General features: G+C 57.1%; 10 protein-coding genes and 1 tRNA gene. 6 read left to right on the forward strand and 5 right to left on the reverse strand.

Annotation, left to right across the window (positions count from 1 at the left end):
* Nucleotides 1-117: 117 nt before the first annotated feature.
* Together FGQ86_RS05945 and FGQ86_RS05950 are read left to right on the forward strand one after the other, a co-directional pair.
* The gene (locus tag FGQ86_RS05945; RefSeq protein WP_033124338.1) at nt 118-702 is read left to right on the forward strand and encodes a xanthine phosphoribosyltransferase; all 585 of its coding nucleotides are present in this window, start codon (nt 118-120) and stop codon (nt 700-702) included.
* Between the two features lie 29 nt (nt 703-731).
* The gene (locus FGQ86_RS05950) at nt 732-2,453 is read left to right on the forward strand and encodes an ABC-ATPase domain-containing protein (RefSeq protein ID WP_138303208.1); all 1,722 of its coding nucleotides are present in this window, start codon (nt 732-734) and stop codon (nt 2,451-2,453) included.
* On the opposite strand, the gene FGQ86_RS05955 is transcribed toward FGQ86_RS05950, so the two are convergent.
* The 5 genes from FGQ86_RS05955 to FGQ86_RS05975 form a co-directional block, all read right to left on the reverse strand.
* Nucleotides 2,395-3,300 (reverse strand): pyridoxamine kinase, encoded by a 906-nt coding sequence (locus tag FGQ86_RS05955; RefSeq protein ID WP_052083740.1) that lies wholly within the window; start codon nt 3,298-3,300, stop codon nt 2,395-2,397. The two genes, FGQ86_RS05950 and FGQ86_RS05955, sit on opposite strands and share 59 nt — an antisense overlap.
* Nucleotides 3,301-3,617: 317 nt before the next feature.
* Nucleotides 3,618-3,691: transfer RNA gene (locus tag FGQ86_RS05960), tRNA-Arg, on the reverse strand.
* A 106-nt stretch (nt 3,692-3,797) separates the two neighbouring features.
* Complete coding sequence (locus tag FGQ86_RS05965) at nt 3,798-5,567, reverse strand: ABC transporter ATP-binding protein (protein ID WP_138303209.1); 1,770 nt, start codon at nt 5,565-5,567, stop codon at nt 3,798-3,800.
* On the reverse strand, nt 5,560-7,332 hold the full coding sequence (locus tag FGQ86_RS05970; RefSeq protein ID WP_138303210.1) for an ABC transporter ATP-binding protein: 1,773 nt from the start codon (nt 7,330-7,332) through the stop codon (nt 5,560-5,562). Before FGQ86_RS05970 ends, FGQ86_RS05965 begins: the two co-directional genes overlap by 8 nt.
* A 31-nt stretch (nt 7,333-7,363) precedes the next feature.
* Nucleotides 7,364-8,308: a 2-dehydropantoate 2-reductase gene (locus tag FGQ86_RS05975; protein ID WP_138303211.1), complete on the reverse strand. Its 945-nt coding sequence runs from the start codon at nt 8,306-8,308 to the stop codon at nt 7,364-7,366.
* 440 nt (nt 8,309-8,748) lie between these two features.
* Between FGQ86_RS05975 and FGQ86_RS05980 the strand changes: the two genes are divergently transcribed.
* The 4 genes from FGQ86_RS05980 to FGQ86_RS05995 all read left to right on the forward strand — a co-directional run bounded on the left by FGQ86_RS05980 (nt 8,749) and on the right by FGQ86_RS05995 (nt 16,598).
* Complete coding sequence (locus tag FGQ86_RS05980; RefSeq protein ID WP_171031518.1) at nt 8,749-9,792, forward strand: Rpn family recombination-promoting nuclease/putative transposase; 1,044 nt, start codon at nt 8,749-8,751, stop codon at nt 9,790-9,792.
* Between the two features lie 272 nt (nt 9,793-10,064).
* Complete coding sequence (locus FGQ86_RS05985) at nt 10,065-12,983, forward strand: insulinase family protein (protein WP_138303213.1); 2,919 nt, start codon at nt 10,065-10,067, stop codon at nt 12,981-12,983.
* A gap of 142 nt (nt 12,984-13,125) precedes the next feature.
* Nucleotides 13,126-16,056: a hypothetical protein gene (locus FGQ86_RS05990; RefSeq protein ID WP_138303214.1), complete on the forward strand. Its 2,931-nt coding sequence runs from the start codon at nt 13,126-13,128 to the stop codon at nt 16,054-16,056.
* On the forward strand, nt 16,053-16,598 hold the full coding sequence (locus FGQ86_RS05995) for a hypothetical protein (protein ID WP_033124330.1): 546 nt from the start codon (nt 16,053-16,055) through the stop codon (nt 16,596-16,598). Before FGQ86_RS05990 ends, FGQ86_RS05995 begins: the two co-directional genes overlap by 4 nt.
* Nucleotides 16,599-16,665: the final 67 nt, after the last annotated feature.

Here is a 16,665-nt window from a genome sequence, read left to right on the forward strand (position 1 = left end):
CCTATTTGTTGTACCCTTTTTTATCTGTTTTCATTGAAATCTTTTTTTATCACCTCTTGACATATCACCAAATTGCTATAATAGATAGTAAAATCAAAAACAAAAGAGGAATTTGGTATGAATTTTTTAGAGGAACGCATTGTAAAGGATGGAATTATTACAGAAGGGAACGTGCTGAAGGTGGACAGCTTTTTAAATCATCAGATGGACATTGAGCTGTTTGACCAGATCGGGGCGGAGTTCAAGAGGAGATTTGAGGGCAAGCCCATCAACAAGATCCTCACCATTGAGGCCTCCGGCATAGGCATCGCCTGCGTGGCGGCCCAGCACTTCAAGGTGCCGGTGGTGTTCGCCAAGAAGACCCAGAGCATCAACCTGGAGGGAGAGATGTACGTGGCGGAGGTAGAGTCCTTTACCCACCGCTGCAAGAACCAGGTCATCGTGTCCCAGAAATTCCTGAGTGAGGAGGATCACGTGCTGATCATCGATGATTTCCTGGCCAACGGCTGTGCTCTCCAGGGACTGATCCAAATCGTCCAGGCGGCGGGTGCCACCGTGGAGGGAATTGGAATTGTCATCGAGAAAGGCTTCCAGGCAGGAGGCAGCATTATAAGAAATCTGGGATATCAGCTTGAGTCCCTGGCCATTGTGGACGCCATGGATGAGAAGACCGGAACCTTTGTATTCCGGGAACAGAAATAGGAATAGACGAAAAGGAGCAAAGACAGAATATGAACACATCAGTGCAGCTGGAACAGCAGCTTATGAGCATACACAGGAAAAGCTATCCGGCATACAAGAGCCTGGCCGGGAGCTGGCAGTTCCCCGGCTTTATCCTCCACATCGACCACGTGCAGGGAGATCCCTTTGCGGCGCCCTCCAAGGTGAGCGTGGAGGTGTCCCAGAAGACGGCGGCCTTCCCGGAGGCGCTTTTTGACAGAAAGGACAAGAGGATTGCCCTGCAGGATCATCTTACAAGGGAGTTCTCCCGGCAGATCGGCGAGTACATGTTCCAGGCGAAGGGCTCCGGCAAGAGCGGTCTTATCAGCATCAGCCGCTGCGGCCAGGAGGTGCTGGAGCGGACAGCCCTGGAGATGAACGGAAAGCGGATCCTGGTGCGCTTTGAGGTGGGATTTCCCGCAAACGGCCGGACCATCAACGCTCCGGAGCTGAAGAAGATCCTGTTTGACTACGTGCCCCAATGTGTGAAGAGAGCCCTGTATTACAAAAATCTCAATCCGAAGGTGCTCCGGGAGGTGGCGGACCTGGCGGAGGACCAGACCTTTATCCGGGAGGAGCTAAGAAAGAGAGGCCTGGCCGCCTTTGTGGCCAACGGCTCTGTCCTGCCCCGGCAGAGCGGCGTCTCAGACAAGCCCATGAAAGGGGCGGTGGTGTTTGAGAGCCCGAAGAGCATGGAGGTGGAGCTTTCCCTTCCCCATAAGGGTGCGCTGAAGGGGATGGCGGTGCCAAAAGGCATCACCCTCATTGTGGGCGGCGGCTATCACGGCAAATCCACTCTCCTGAAGGCGCTGGAGCTGGGCGTGTACAACCATATCAGGGGGGACGGAAGAGAGTACGTCATCACAGACGACACGGCTATGAAGATCCGGGCGGAGGACGGAAGGGCGGTGGCCCATGTGGACATCTCGCCTTTTATCAACCATCTCCCCAACGGGAAGGACACGGTGGACTTCTCCACAGAGGATGCCAGCGGTTCCACCTCCCAGGCGGCCAATGTGGTGGAGGCTGTGGAGGCGGGAGCAGGCGTGCTCCTCATCGACGAGGACACCTCGGCCACAAACTTTATGGTGCGGGACGCCCTCATGCAGTCCGTCATCGCCAGAGAGCAGGAGCCCATCACCCCCTTTATCGAGCAGGCCAGGAAGCTCTACGAGGAGAAGGATATCTCTGTCATCCTTGTGGCGGGCAGCTCGGGAGCCTACTTCTACATCGCGGACAAGATCATCCAGATGGACACCTACCGGGCATACGACATCACGGATCAGGTGAAGGATATATGCAGCCGGAATAAAGAGGAGATGGATTTTGTGACAGCCCACAGGAAGGAGTCCGAGGGTATCGCCAGATGGGGTGTCATGTCCCGCCATCCCCGCCTTGGAAAGATCGACAAAAAGCACGGCCAGATCAAGGTAAAGCAGTATGGAAAGGACAGCTTCTCCATCGGAAAGGACACGGTGGAGCTCAAGTATGTGGAGCAGATCACGGACAGCGAGCAGACCACTACGCTCAGCTATGTGCTGAAAAATGTCATCGAGGAGATGGAGACAAAAAAGAACGCCAGCCTGGAGGAGCTGGCGGAGAAAATCTGGAGAGAGATAGAAGGCAGGGGACTTTCCTGCCTGGTGAAGGGCTCCTATATCCCCTCCTCCCTCGCTATGACGAGGAAGCAGGAGATCTATGCGTGTCTGAACCGTTATAGAGGGTTCCGCTAGGAGCCAGCATGGACAGGTACTTTTCGTAATTGACGCCGTCATTGCGAGGTACCTGTTCTTTTATGGAGTCAGCCATGGCCAGGCTGATGAATTTCCCGGCCAGCCGGACCGTGTCCTCCACAGAGTCCCCTCTTGCCATGCCAGCCGCGATGCAGGCGGCAAAGAGGTCCCCGGTGCCGGAGTAGCTGCCCCCGATGAGGGGGAAGGGGAGCAGGGTGTGACCGCCAGCGGTCACGGTCAGGTTGCCCATCATGGGGACGCCGTCCCCGTCCGTGTAGCGGATGCCAGTGACGAGCACCTCCCGGAGCCTCTCGTGGAGGAGAGAGCGGGCCAGCTCACTGATTACCTCCATGAGGAGAGAGATATTTTTGATGGATCCCAGCTCCTCATAGTCGGCTCCTGTGAGGAGGCACAGCTCAGTCAGGTTTGGGGTGATGATGTCCGCCCTTTTGCACAGCTCCTGCATTTTCTTCAGGAGCCCTTCCGTGAAGAGGCCGTGGGGCTTTCCGTCCCCGCCCAGGACCGGATCCACCAGGAGAAAGGTGTCTTCATTCAGGAAACTGTCCAGGAACATCTGGATCTGCTTCACCTGTCTTTCATCTGCCAGAAAGCCGGTGCAGATGCCGTCGAAGCGGACCCCCATCTTTTCCCACTCGGAGCGGATGAGAGGCATCTTGTCTGTATAGCTGTCAAAGTAGTAGTGGGGATATCCGGTCTGCCCGCTTAAGATGGCTGTGGGCAGGGGACAGGGCTGCACTCCCATGACAGAGATGACGGAAATAGCGGCTGTGAGAGAGCATCGCCCAAATCCGGAGAGGTCGTTGATAACGGCTATTTTTTTTGTCATTTTCTTCAGTCCTTTTCATTTGATGTAGAATGACTCTCGTGTCAATTCATTCTATTGTATACCAGGGGAAGAGGGCAAGTCAAACAAAAGGGCATAAAAAGACCAGAGTGAAAACACTCTGGCCGGAGGGGGAAATTATGAAAAAGAAAATTGAATAAAGGTTTCATTCCTTTGTTCGATTATTACTATACCGGGAAAATGTGATGAAAATGTGACTGCGATATTAAATAAATGTGAAATGAAAATGAAGGTTTTCTGATGAAAAGCATCCGACAGGAACAAAAAAACGGGCTCCATCCCGGAACCCGTCTCCAAAGCGTGGGCAAGAGGATTCGAACCCCCGACCTTCTGGTCCGTAGCCAGACGCTCTATCCAGCTGAGCTATGCCCACATTGCTGCGTATCTCTCACAGCAAAAATTATTATATTATACTTTGGCAGGCCTGTCAAGAAAAAAATGAAAAAACTTGGCAGGCCGTCGAAAGAAAAGGGGAAGGCCTAGCTGTCCGCCGCAAACTGGCTGTAGTACAGGTCCGCGTAGAAGCCCTTCTTTGCCAGAAGCTCCTGGTGCGTCCCCTGCTCGATGATGTGCCCCTGGTTCATGACAAGGATCACGTCTGCCGTCTGGATGGTGGAGAGGCGGTGTGCTACCACAAAGCTGGTGCGCCCCTTCATCAGCGTCTCAAAGGCCCGCTGGATGCGGATCTCCGTCATGGTGTCGATGGAGGAGGTGGCCTCGTCCAGGATCAGCATGGGGGGCAGGCAGAGCATGATCCTGGCGATGCACAGGAGCTGCTTCTGTCCCTGGGACAGGTTGCCGCCGCCCTCGGAGATGATGGTGTCATACCCCTCCGGCATACGCATGATAAAGCTGTGGGCGTGCGCCTTTTTGGCTGCCTCAATGATCTCCTCCTCTGTGGCGTCAGGCCGGCCGTAGGCGATGTTGTCCCGGATGGAGGCGGATTTCAGCCAGGTCTCCTGGAGGACCATACCGTAGCTGGTGCGCAGGGAGTGGCGGGTGATCTGGCGTATGTCGTGGCCGTCCACCTGGATGGAGCCCTTCTGCACATCGTAGAACCGCATGAGCAGGTTGATGAGAGTGGTCTTTCCGCAGCCTGTGGGCCCCACGATAGCAATCCGCTGCCCCGGCTCTACGGACAGGTTCAGCCCCTGGATGAGAGGCACCTGGGGCATGTAGGAGAAGTCCACATCCTGCAGGAGAATGCGCCCCTCCGGCTCGGTAAGGACAATGGCGTCCGCAGGCTCAGCCGGTGCAGACGGCTCGTCTATGAGCTCAAACACCCGGGCGGCGGAGGCGATGGAGTTCTGGAACTCGGTCAGCACGCTGGTGATGTCATTGAAGGGCTTTGTGTACTGGTTTGTGTAGCTCAGGAAGCTGGAGAGCTGTCCCACGGTCAGCATGCCGCCTATGACAGAAAAGCACCCTGCAATGGCCACGCCCGCGTAGATAGCCGAGTACATGAAGCGGGTGGCGGGGTTGGTGATGGAGGAGAAGAAGGTGGCCTTCAGAGAGTACTCGGAGAGCCTTCTGTTGATCTCGTCAAACTCCTCATTTGCCTCGTCCTGATAGCCGAAGGCCTGGACCACCTTGATGCCGCCCAGCATCTCGTTTGTAAAGCCTGTCAGCTCCCCCCGGGTCTCGGACTGTTTTTTGAACATGGTGAAGGACTTCCTGGAGATGAAATTGGCTACCAGGAAGGACATGGGGCTTAAAATCACCACGATCAGGGTGATCCAGGGGTTGATGCCCAGCATGAAGATGATGGTTCCCACAATGGTGGCCACCCCTGTAAAGAGCTGGGTGAAGCCCAGGAGCAGTCCGTCGGAGAACTGGTCGATATCCGTGATGACACGGCTTAACAGGTCTCCCGAGGAGTGCCGGTCCACATAGGACAGGGGCAGCTCCTGGAGATGGCCAAAGGCTTGGATCCGAAGATCCCGGACTATACGGTAGGTGATCTTGTTGTTGATGTGGTTCATGATCCACTGGGCTGCCGCGGTAATGGCGATGGAGATGAGAATCCCCGTGATCACGGCCATGAGCCCTTTGAAATCCACCTGTCCTTCTCCCACGATGTAGTCCACGCCCCGCCCGGTCAGGATGGGGATGTAGAGTGTCAGCCCCACGGTCAGAGCTGAGAGAAGGAGGGAGAGGATGACGAGAGCTGTGTAGGGCCGGATATAGAGGAGGATCCGTTTCAGCGTCTTCTGGCTGTCCACTTTTTTTTCTGTTTTTTCTTTATGCATTTGCAGATGCCTCCTTTCCGGCAGACTGGGATGCGCAGATCTCCTGGTAAACGTGGTTGGAGGAGAGAAGCTCCTCGTGGGTGCCGTACCCGACGGGACGTCCGTCGTCCAGGACAAGGATGTGGTCCGCGCTGCGGATGGCGGACACCCGCTGGGAAATGATGAACACGGTCATATTTCCGGTATTCTCCCTGATAGCCTTCCTGAGCCTTGCGTCTGTGGCGAAATCAAGGGCTGAGGCGCTGTCGTCCAGGATGAGGATATCAGGCTGCCCCGCCAGGGCGCGGGCGATGGTGAGCCGCTGCTTCTGTCCGCCGGACAGGTTGCTGCCGCCCTGCTGGATCATCAGATCCAGGCCCTTCTTCTTGCTGTCCACGAACTCCCTGGCCTGGGCGATGTCCAGCGCCCGGTAGATCTCTTCGTCCGTGGCGTCCCGCTTGCCCCACTGCATGTTTTTCCTGAGCGTGCCGGAGAAGACTGTGGCCTTCTGGGGCACGATGCCTACCCGCTTCCGGATGGCGGAGGGCTTAAGAGACCGCACGTCCTGTCCGAAAAGGCGGATCGTGCCGGAGGTGCAGTCATAGAACCGGGGAATCAGGTTCGCCAAGGTGGATTTCCCTGAGCCTGTCCCCCCGATGATGCCGACGGTCTCGCCAGGCATGGCGGAGAAGCTGATGCCGTGGAGAGTCTCCTCCCTGGAACCGGCGTAGGTGAAGCCTACATTTTCAAAGGAGACAGCAGGCTGGCAGGTTCCCTGGCCCGGGACAGAGGATGCTTTCTCCCCGTCCGGGACAGAGGGAACCACCCCCTCGTCTGGGATGGAGGGCTCCACGTCGAAGATGGCGTCTACCCGGGCAAGGCTTGCCAGAGCCCTTGAGAGGAGGATGATCAGGTTGGCCAGCTTCACCAGCTCTGTCAGAATCTGGGACATGTAGTTGATGAGGGCGATGACCTGTCCCTGGGTCAGGTCTCCCGCATCCACCTGGCGCCCTCCGAACCAGAGGACCGCGATGATCCCCAGATTGATGATGACGTAGGTGAGGGGATTTAAGAGGGCTGAGATTTTTCCCACGAAGATCTGCTTTCTGTACAGCCCGTCCGCCTCCCGGCTGAACCGCTCCTTCTCCTCCTCCTGCCTGGCGAAGGCCCGGACCACCCGGATGCCAAGAAGGTTTTCCCTGGTCGCGAGGAGCACTCTGTCAAGCTGCTTCTGGACCTTATGGTAGAGGGGCATGCTGGTAAGAAGGATGGCAAAGACCACCACCAGGAGCACAGGAATGGTGACGGCAAAGGGAAGGGCTGCCCTGACATCCACTGTGAAGGCCATGATCATGGCGCCCAGCACCACAAAGGGGGAGCGCAGGAACAGGCGGAGAAACATATTGACTCCGTTCTGCACCTGGTTCACGTCGTTGGTCATCCGGTTGATGAGGGTGGAAGTGCCGATGGTGTCGATCTCCTGGTAGGAGAAGGTGCCGATGTGGGCAAACAGGTCGCTGCGCATGGCCATGCCGGCACTGACGGCAGATTTGGCCGCAAAGTACTGGGCGGTCAGTGAAAAGGAGAAGCCCACGATGCCAAGGAGAATGAGGAGTGCGCCCATTCTCCAGAGATAGGGAGTATTGTTCCCGGCAATTCCCACGTCGATCATCTGCGCCACTACCAGGGGGACAAAGAGCTCGAAGGTGGCCTCCAGCATCTTAAAGAGAGGGGCCATGACCGTGATGATGGGATGGGGCCGCAGGTAGCTTAATAATCGTGTCATTGTATGTTCCTCCTTCGGTAGTCACGCGGGGTCAGACCCGGCATTTTTCTTTCAGTTTCCTGTACATGTCCGCAGATACCGGAGCATCTACTCCAAGGCGCCGGGCCTCCCGGACGATATAGCCGCTGAAGGTCTCAAGCTCTGTAGGACGCCCGGCGCCTACGTCCCGCTGGAGAGAGCTGGTGGCATCGTACTGCAGCTTGTAGTAGAAGCGGTAGATGATGGCGTCCCGGTCTGCCTGCGTCACGTGGATGCCCTTTGCCAGAGCCACCCGCCATGCCTCGTCCACGAGAGCTTCATAGATGGCGGCCTTCTTGGGGTCCTCCCGGAGCTGCCCGATGGAGTTGTCGTAGAGAGCTGTCTCTACATTGTAGGCGCAGTTCAGTATGTATTTTTTCCAGATCTCAGCCTGGATATCCCGGGAGGCGGTGCAGTCCACGCCGGCGATGTTCAGCAGGTCTGTCACATCACAGCATTTTTGCCAGCAGGGAGCGCTGGCATCCTGGATGCCCACGTAGAGGTTGGCAAATTTGTCCTGCTGGGTGATGGAGAAGTCGGCGTTTGCAAAAGCCACGATGTAGATGAGAGAGTCGACGACCGTGCCTTTTGGCAGGTACTCCCGCACCCGGTCACCGGGGTCTGCGCCGTTCATGACAGGGACGATGACCGTATCCTCAGACACGCAGCCTGTGAGGGAGCGGCAGGCCTCCTCCAGGGAATAATTCTTGACGCAGATGAAAATGTAGTCCTGTATCTCCAGGCCCTCTGCTGTCTCCACTACTCTCTCCGGGCGCACGGTGCGCTCTCCCCGGTAGTCGCTGTGGAGGACAAGGCCGTTCTCCCGAATAGATTTTCCCCGTTCTCCCCTGGCCACAAAGGTGACGTGGGGGTAGGCGTCCGCCAGCAGGGCTCCCACGTAGCCGCCTACGCCGCCCAGCCCCAGGACTGTGATCTTCTTGTCGTCTGATGCTCTCATAGGTACATGCCTTCTTTCCCGTTTTTTCTTTATTAAAATGAAAGTCCGAAAGCGCCGCCGCGCCTTCTGCCTGCATTTACATACGCATGAATTATAACACAGGCAGGGGCCGGCGGGGAATATTTTTTGGAAGGGGGAAAAGAGCGCTTGCAATTCCGGGCGGCTTGCCATATACTATATGTAATCCTTTCGGGCCATTCCGGCCTGGAAAAGCATTCTGTATGAGATCTGATCGTATCTGACTGTCAGAAACATCTTTCAGAAATCCAAAAGAAACCAGGTCAACCAATTAAAAAGAGAAACGCTCCCTGGCAGTTGGCAGAAGGCGGGAGATACAGGGGATAAAAACTGTCTTGTTTTTCCTGAGTTATGTTGATACAATGGCACTGTAGATATGTCCCGGAATGTGCTCCCGGCAATCCTGCCTGTCAGGAGAAGCTGTGAAAGGAGGAGCAATGGGGGACGCAAACAACAGAATACGGAACATGAAGCCAAAAGACAGCAGTGCAAAGCTGATCTTTGACGACCATGTCCTGTGTGCACAGTTCCTGCAGGACTATGTAGACGTGGGGATACTAAGAAATGTGGAGCCGGAGGATATTGAGGACATCTCGGAAAGATTTCTGTGGATATGGCAGGAGAACAGAGACTCTGACTCTGTAAAGAAAATCCGGATAAAAGATGTTCCCGGTATGGAGGAAGTGTATGTGATCGCCATGATCGAGCATCAGTCAAAGGTGGACTACGACATGTCGTTCCGGACACTGCGCTATTCTGTCCAGATCTGGACGGATTACGCCCAGGAGCAGGAGGCGAAGAGGAAAGGTGCGACAAAGCTGAAAGATTTCCGCTATCCACCTATTCTCCCGGTAGTCTTTTATGATGGCCCCGGTGGATGGACGGCATCCGCTGATTTTAAGGAGAGAGTGTATCTGGGTGATGTGCTTGGAGAATATATCCCGTCATTTCGCTATATGGTGGTGCGCCTGTCGGGATACTCGAACCAGGAACTGCTGGACAAGAGAAATGAGCTGTCGCTGATCATGCTGGTGGACAAGCTGCGGAGCGCAGCGGATTTCCAGACTCTCAAAGATATCCCGGAGGAATACTTTGAGGATATCAGCCAGAAAGCGCCTGAGACTGTCTTAAAACTGATCGGGAAGATCATTTCTGTCCTTTTGCTGCGGCTGAATGTTCCAAAAGGAGAGGTGGAGGAATTCACCGATCGTATTGAGCGGAGGGAGTTTCATATGCTATTTGAAAATTTTGAGGCATACGATGTGCAGGAGACCCGGAGAGTCAGCAAGGCAGAGGGAAAAGCAGAGGATGTGCTAGAGCTTCTGGAAGAGCTCGGCCCTGTGCCGGAAAAGGTCAGGGAGCAGATCATGAAAGAACAGGATCTGCCGACTCTCAGCAAATGGCACAAAGCAGCGGCAAAAGCCGGCAGCGTGGAGTGCTTTTTGGAGGAGATGGGGCTGGAGTGATCCACTCTTTTGATCCCGGCGCTGTGGAAGCGGGATAGACCAGGCGGGAAAACTGCCGGATAGACAAAGAGAGATGCCAAATGGACAGTCTGCATTGACGGCTGTCCATTTTTCTTTTACTTTATGCAGATAGGTGCCGGGACTCAAGCGCTGCAAGGAGACATATCGCCCCCCTTTTTTGGAAATCAGTTATCTTTGCAGACAGATGCTCCCGGCATCTGGACAATAGGATAAAGATTGCAAAAGTAATGACACAGTAAGGAGAAAAAAGGATGGACCTGAAAAGACAGAAGACAGAGCAGGCGGCTGCGGCCCACGGCTTTGTCATAGATACAAGGAGAGAGCTGCCGCAGATAGGGGCTGTTCTCTGGCAGATGCACTTTGCGAAAAACGGCGCCCGGCTTTTGTGGCTGGAGCGCAGGGAGGAGAACAAGACATTTGCAGCGGCGTTCAAGACGCTGCCGTCGGACGACACAGGCGTCTTCCACATATTGGAGCACTCGCTTTTGTGCGGATCCCGGAAATACCCGGTGAGCAAGCCCTTTGTGGAGATGATCAAAAGCTCCCTGCAGACCTTTATGAACGCCTTTACCTTCCCGGACAAGACCATGTATCCGGTAAGCAGCCGCAACCAGAAGGATTTCCTCAATCTGGTGGACGTGTACCTGGACGCTGTGCTGCATCCGCTCTGCCTGGAGAAGGAGGAGACCTTCCGCCAGGAGGGCTGGCACTACGAGCTGGACAGCCAGGAGGGAGAGCTTTCTTGCAACGGCGTGGTGTACAACGAGATGAAGGGGATGTACGCGTCGCCGGACACGCTGATCGACAGCGCCTTGAACCGGGCCCTCTTCCCGGACAACTGCTACCAGTTCCAGTCCGGCGGGGACCCTGCCTGCATCCCGGCGCTCACCTACGAGGAGTACAAGGCGCAGTACCGGGAATACTATCACCCGTCAGGCGCATGGTTCCTCTTGGACGGGGAGATGGAGATCGGGCCGGTGCTGGAGAAGATCGGGCAGGTGCTGTCCGGCTTTGGACCCCAGCAAAAGGATCATCCGATCCCCTTCCAGAGCCCGGTACACCCAGGGGAGGTACGTATTCCCTATGAGGCCGGGGAGGAGGACGTGGAAAGGAAGACGATCCTGGCAAAGGGATGGGTCTACGGGCGGTTTGATGAGCCGGCAAAGGACTTAGCCTGCCAGACCTTATGCGAGATGCTCTGCGGCTCTGACGAGGCGCCTCTTAAGAAGGCGCTGCTGGAGAGAGGGCTGGCTGAGAATGTGGAATTTTCCAAGGTGGACGGCGTCCAGCAGCCCTTTGCCGTCCTGGTGGTAAGACATGCCGCCAAAGAGAAGGAGCAGGAGATCTGGGATACCGTGCGCACAGTGCTGGAGCAGCTGGCCGCCCAGGGGCTGGACCACAGAAGGCTGGAGGCGGTCATCAGCCGGATGGAGTTCCGCTATCGGGAGAAGGAGACAGGAGGCTTTCCCCAGGGGCTTTTCAACTGCATGAAAATGCTGGAGAGCTGCCTCTACGGAGGGGATCCGGCCCAGAATCTCTGCCTGGGGGACGCCTTCTTGCGCCTGCGGGAAGGAATAGAAGACGGATATTTTGAGCAGTTTATCCGGGAGAATTTCCTGGAGAACCCACACTGTGCCCAGGTGGTGCTTTTCCCCTCCAGGGAGCTGGGAGAGAGGAAGAGAAAGGAGGAGGCAGAGCGTTTCCGCAGGATAAAAGAGAGCTGGAGCAGCCAGGAGAGGGAGCAGGTCATCCAGAAGCTGGCAGCCCTTAGGGCCTTCCAGAATAGGCCGGACCGCCCCCAGGACCTGGCCGCGCTTCCGGTGCTGTCCCTTGCGGATATAGAGGAAGAGACGCCGGACATCCCCCAGCAGGTGACAGAGGAGGCGGGGGTCAAGGTCCTTTGTCATCCTCTGGAGACAGAAGGCATCGCCCATCTTGTCTGGTACTTCCTGGCCGGGGACCTGACAGAGGAGGAGCTGCACCTTCTTTCCTTCCTGCAGACCCTGCTGGGGCAGACCAGGACGGCGCGTTTTTCCGTCCTGGAGCTTGCGGCGTCTCTGGAAGGAGAGCTGGGGCGTTTTCAGACCAGTGTGGAGGTGTTCGCGCCAAGAGGGGAGACGGCAACGTGTAAGCCCTGCTTTGCCGTCCATGTGTCAGCCCTGGAGGAAAAGCTGGAGGAGGCAAAGGAACTGACAAGGGAAGTGCTGCTGGACACGGATTTTGGTGATCTTGCCTACCTAAGAGGCCGTCTGCGCCAGCTCAAGCTGTCGCTGGAACAGCACGTCCTCATGCACGGTGACAGCTATGCCTCCCTGCGCATCGCCGCCGGGTGCTCGGCGAAAGGCGGGGCCAGGGAGGCGCTGCGGGGCGTCAGTATGCTGGACTGGCTGCGGGAGATGGACAGCCAGTTTGAGGAGAGAGGCGCGGAGCTGGCAGGCAGGCTGAAAGAACTGTGCAGACGGCTCTTCGTGAGAAGGCGCGCCGTCCTTTCTGTCACAGGACAGATGCCAAGAGAGGAGCTTCCCGGTCTGGCCTCCTTCCTGCCAGAGGGACGGGCCCCGAAAGAGGCGGTCTCCTGGTCTTGGGAAAAGCCGGCGAGGAAAGAAGGTATCCTTGTCCCGGCCGCGGTGGGCTTTGCCGGCAAGGGAGGACATCTGGCCCAGTGCGGGGCCAGGTACAGCGGAGCTATGGCAGTGGCAGCCCGCATCCTGTCCTACGGGTATCTGTGGAACACCGTCCGGGTCAAAGGGGGAGCCTACGGCACCCGGCTTGCCATCACGCCTGGCGGGGACGTGGCCTTTACCAGTTTCCGAGATCCTTCTGCCGCCGCCTCCCTGGCCGTCTTTGACAAGGCCGGGGCCTCCCTTCGGGAACTGTGCGCCAGCGGGCAGGAGCTGACCTCCTATATCATCAGCACCATCGCGGCCACAGAGCCTCTTCTTACAGCAAGGCAGAAAGGGATGCAGGCAGCGGAAGATTACATGGAGCAGGTGACAGGGCAGATGCGCCAAAGGGACCGCAGGCAGATCCTTTGTACGACCAAAGAGGATTTAGAGAAGGTCAGCCGTATCCTGGATGAGATCTGTGAAAAAGGAGGCTCGTGCATCGTAGGCGGCCAGGAGATCCTGGAGGCGGCAGACGGGGCCTTATCCTGCAGAAGGGACCTGTAAAACTGCCGAACAGACAACAAAAACATCCGAATAGACATGTCGTATTGTGCGGAAAAATGGAGACGTGTTAAGATTGTTAAAATTATTTCAGAAAGAATATGTGCAGCACAGAGGATACAGTTGTCTAAGGAGAGTGGCAGAAGTGGAAAAAGAGGAAAAGGTCCAGGTACAGGAAGGACAGGAGAAGAAGCCGGCAGGGCAGAAGAAGAAAATGAAGACCAGGACAAAGGTCATTGCAGGCGTGGCACTGGCCGCCCTGGCCTGCGGAGTAGGGACAGGCGCTTACCTGATCTCTAAGAACGGCGGGATAGAAGAGCTCCTGGAGGACTCGCCCCTGGCCGACCTGGCGGACAAGATCAAGGGAGATGACGTGGACGCCGGGAGCGCAGGAAATCAGGATAAAGACGGAGCCGACGGCGCGTCGGGAGCCGGCGGGGCCTCCGGAACAGACGGAGCTGTACAGCAGACAGGCTATGTGGACAACGGGGGCGCACAGGTGGGAGGCACCAGCGCCAGCAACAGCTACCCCATCAAGATGAGTGATCTTTGTACGTTCTCGGATCCGTCCGGGCTCAGCTTTGACACCAGGTACGTGCTCCATGGAGGCTCCGACTGCATCCCGGCCAAAAGAGCGAATGCGCAGGGGTATAGCTGCAAAGAAGCGTATGTGGTCCTCTATGCGAAGGGGGGCCAGGCGGCAGGCGAATATGTCTGTTACGTCATGAGTAGCGAGGCGGAGGCACAGAGGATGGCTTCGGCCTATGCGGGAGTATATAATGGAGGCGGACAGAGCGCCGGACGCTGGGGGGATGTCGTGTATGTGTACTCATCAGGAGACTACGTGCAGACTTCGATCCGGACATATTACGATCAGGGCGTTATCAAGTCCGAGACTCCGGCAGCTTACCTTGGCATGCAGTTCTACTTTGGCGGCATGAGCGAGTACCAGCCGCCTGCATCCTCCGGAAACGGCAGCGGCGGCAGTGGCGGTGGAGGCGGCGGAAGTACGCCGGGCGGCTCCACGCCAGGGGGAACTACACCGGGTGGTAATACGCCGGGAGGAAATACGCCGGGAGGGGACACCCCGTCAGGCCCGGAAGAACCTGACCAGCCAGATAAACCGGACGACCCGGATACACCAGATCCCTCCGGGGAGACGAGCGTGGCCGTGACGGATGAGCAGCTTACCGACAAGCTGGAGGAAGCTCTGGCGACGGCGGACAATTCCTTCCCTGTGGAGATCACAGACAAATATACCTTTGAAGATCCAAAAGGACTGGAGTATGATACAAGGTATGTGCTCTACGGCGGAGAGGACAGCGGGGCGGTCTCGGCAGCAGGCCAGATCGGAAGTCAGGTTAAAGGGGTCTATGAGATCTATTACTTGAAAGACGGAAAACTGGCGGCCGTGTACCGGTGCTACGATGCGGCCAGTGCAGATGACGCGGCCCAGATCGAGAGCATGTACGGCGGCATGGGAGAAGTCGAAGTCACAGGCAGAGTGGCCTGCATCGATATGGATCTTGCCATGATCGAGAGCATGATGGAGATGTACGTGCAGATGGGCTATGCGGACGAGGCGACCCCGGAGGCATATATGGCGGCTCTTTACAAGAATGAGGGCTATCAGTATTTCCGCAATCCCAACCCGGCAGAGGAGCCGGAGGAGCCATCTGGCGGACTGACAGGCACCACGCCGGATGAGGCGTTCAGCGTGAAAGTGAGCGACAGCTACACGTACGATGAGGCGCAGGTGCTGCCGGGTCCAGAGTATGACAGACGATATGTACTGTATGGAGATGAGACAAACGGATTTGCGGCTCAGCAGGGAGCCAATGCATTCTATGAGGTCATCTACGAACAGGACAGCCGTGCGCTTTACGAAATCAAGATTTACGTCATGCCGAGTGCAGAGGAAGCCGGAGTTCTGGCAGGGCAGTTCGTGGACGCGGGCCTGTATGCGGTGGCAATGCCGGGGACAGATGCGGTGCTGGTGATCGGGACGGATCTGCAGGACACGATTGATATGTATGCACAGTACGGACAGATCGCAGAGGCAACGCCCCGGGCCTACATAGAAGGATTTTTGATGAAGCTGGGCATGACCGAGGTGACGGCAGACGGAAAAGCGCTTACCTGCATCTGCCTGCCTCAGGCAGATATGAACCGCCTGCTCTACGAGGCGGAGGGACTGCTGGATACGGGAGCCGCGCAGTGGGCGGAGACGGAGCCCACGCCGGTGATCCCCGTGACGGGCGTGCTGGACCCGGAGGCGGATCTGTCGGCAGAGAGCGTAGCCCGGACCGCCAGGGAGGCGGAGGCCTTTGACCCGGCAGACGCAGGGACCGTCGCAGGCGAGACCGGGCAGCAGGAGGGATTTGACCCGGCAGCAGCCGGAAATGCGGCTCAGGCGGCAGATGGTCAGCAGGCAGATGGCCGGAGCGAAGCAGGGCAGGCAGAAGACAGCTTATCACAGGCAGGGACATTTGATCCCTCCACGGCAGGCAGTATGCCGGCAGGGACTGACGGGACAGGAGATGAAGGAGCGGCGTCCGGGGCCGGAAGTGAGACGGCGGCAGACGGCGGGATGGCCGGAGAGTCCGGCGGGACAGCACTGACGGTCGGCAGCACGGCACAGTGGAACGATGCGGACTTTGACGACGCGGCGGACCGTCTGAGAGCTGGCAGCCCGGCAGGTCCCCAGGAGCTTACTGTGGGGGAGGGTGTCTGTTTTGCAGATCCCCAGGATCTTGATTTTGACACGCGGCTTGTGTATTGGGGAGACGCCCGGAGCGCTCTGGCGGCCCAGGCGGCAGGCCAGGGCCAGATAGCAGTGACTCAGGTGTACGAGATCCTTTACGCGAAGGATGGCCAGGCGGTGGCCCAGTACCGGTGTATCGTGGCGGGAGATCATATCTTCTGCCAGAGGATGAAGCCGGAAAAGCTGGCGGAGCGCATCAGCGCCCTGCCGGCCGGACAGCCGGCCTTTGAGGCCTCCTTGCAGGGATACACAGGATGGATGAAGCAGATAGAACAGCTTGAGGAATATAAGGAAGGAGAGGAAACAAGATGAAGAAGAAACTGATCACAGTCCTGCTCTGTCTCACCCTTGGCCTGGCGGCCACAGCCTGCGGCGCCGGCAAAGACAAAGGGAGCTCTGACGCGGGAGACGCGGGGCAGGAGACAACGGTGGACAAGGATTTCAGCCTTGCCATGACGGACACCTATACTTACACAGACCCCCAGGATCTGGACTTTGACCAGCGCTTTGTGCTGAAGGGGGATGAGAGCTGCAAGCTTCTGTCAGATATGAAGAACTTTGGCTATACCGCTACGAATGTATACCAGATCATCTACGCCAAGGACGGGGAGGGCGCGGCGGAATACGACTACTACGTGACGCCGGACGAGGCGTCCGCCCAGGCGCTGGCCCAGTTCTACACCTCCCAGGGGCAGCAGGTGACGCAGGAGGGCAATGTACTCTACTCGGTGATGGACGGCGACACACTCCAGGCGACCATCATTACCCTGTCATCCCAGGGGGCTATGTCCGGTGACACAGTGGAGGACTATGCGGAGATGATGAAGAATTCTTACGGACTGACAGATTATTAGGCACCTTCCGGACGGCGGGCAGAAAAAAGAATGTTCTGTCTGCCGTCTTTTCATATACGGGATCTGA

It is taken from the genome of Clostridium sp. BSD2780061688st1 H5, assembly GCF_005845155.1.
Lineage (GTDB): Bacteria > Bacillota > Clostridia > Lachnospirales > Lachnospiraceae > Claveliimonas > Claveliimonas intestinigallinarum.

Excerpts from the sequence above, each read along its gene's own strand:
- FGQ86_RS05945 (WP_033124338.1), top strand. The coding sequence starts at position 118 with ATGAATTTTTTAGAGGAACGCATTGTAAAGGATGGAATTATTACAGAA.
- FGQ86_RS05965 (WP_138303209.1), bottom strand. The coding sequence starts at position 5,567 with ATGCATAAAGAAAAAACAGAAAAAAAAGTGGACAGCCAGAAGACGCTG.
- FGQ86_RS05950 (WP_138303208.1), top strand. The coding sequence starts at position 732 with ATGAACACATCAGTGCAGCTGGAACAGCAGCTTATGAGCATACACAGG.
- FGQ86_RS05955 (WP_052083740.1), bottom strand. The coding sequence starts at position 3,300 with ATGACAAAAAAAATAGCCGTTATCAACGACCTCTCCGGATTTGGGCGA.
- FGQ86_RS05985 (WP_138303213.1), top strand. The coding sequence starts at position 10,065 with ATGGACCTGAAAAGACAGAAGACAGAGCAGGCGGCTGCGGCCCACGGC.
- FGQ86_RS05995 (WP_033124330.1), top strand. The coding sequence starts at position 16,053 with ATGAAGAAGAAACTGATCACAGTCCTGCTCTGTCTCACCCTTGGCCTG.
- FGQ86_RS05975 (WP_138303211.1), bottom strand. The coding sequence starts at position 8,308 with ATGAGAGCATCAGACGACAAGAAGATCACAGTCCTGGGGCTGGGCGGC.
- FGQ86_RS05970 (WP_138303210.1), bottom strand. The coding sequence starts at position 7,332 with ATGACACGATTATTAAGCTACCTGCGGCCCCATCCCATCATCACGGTC.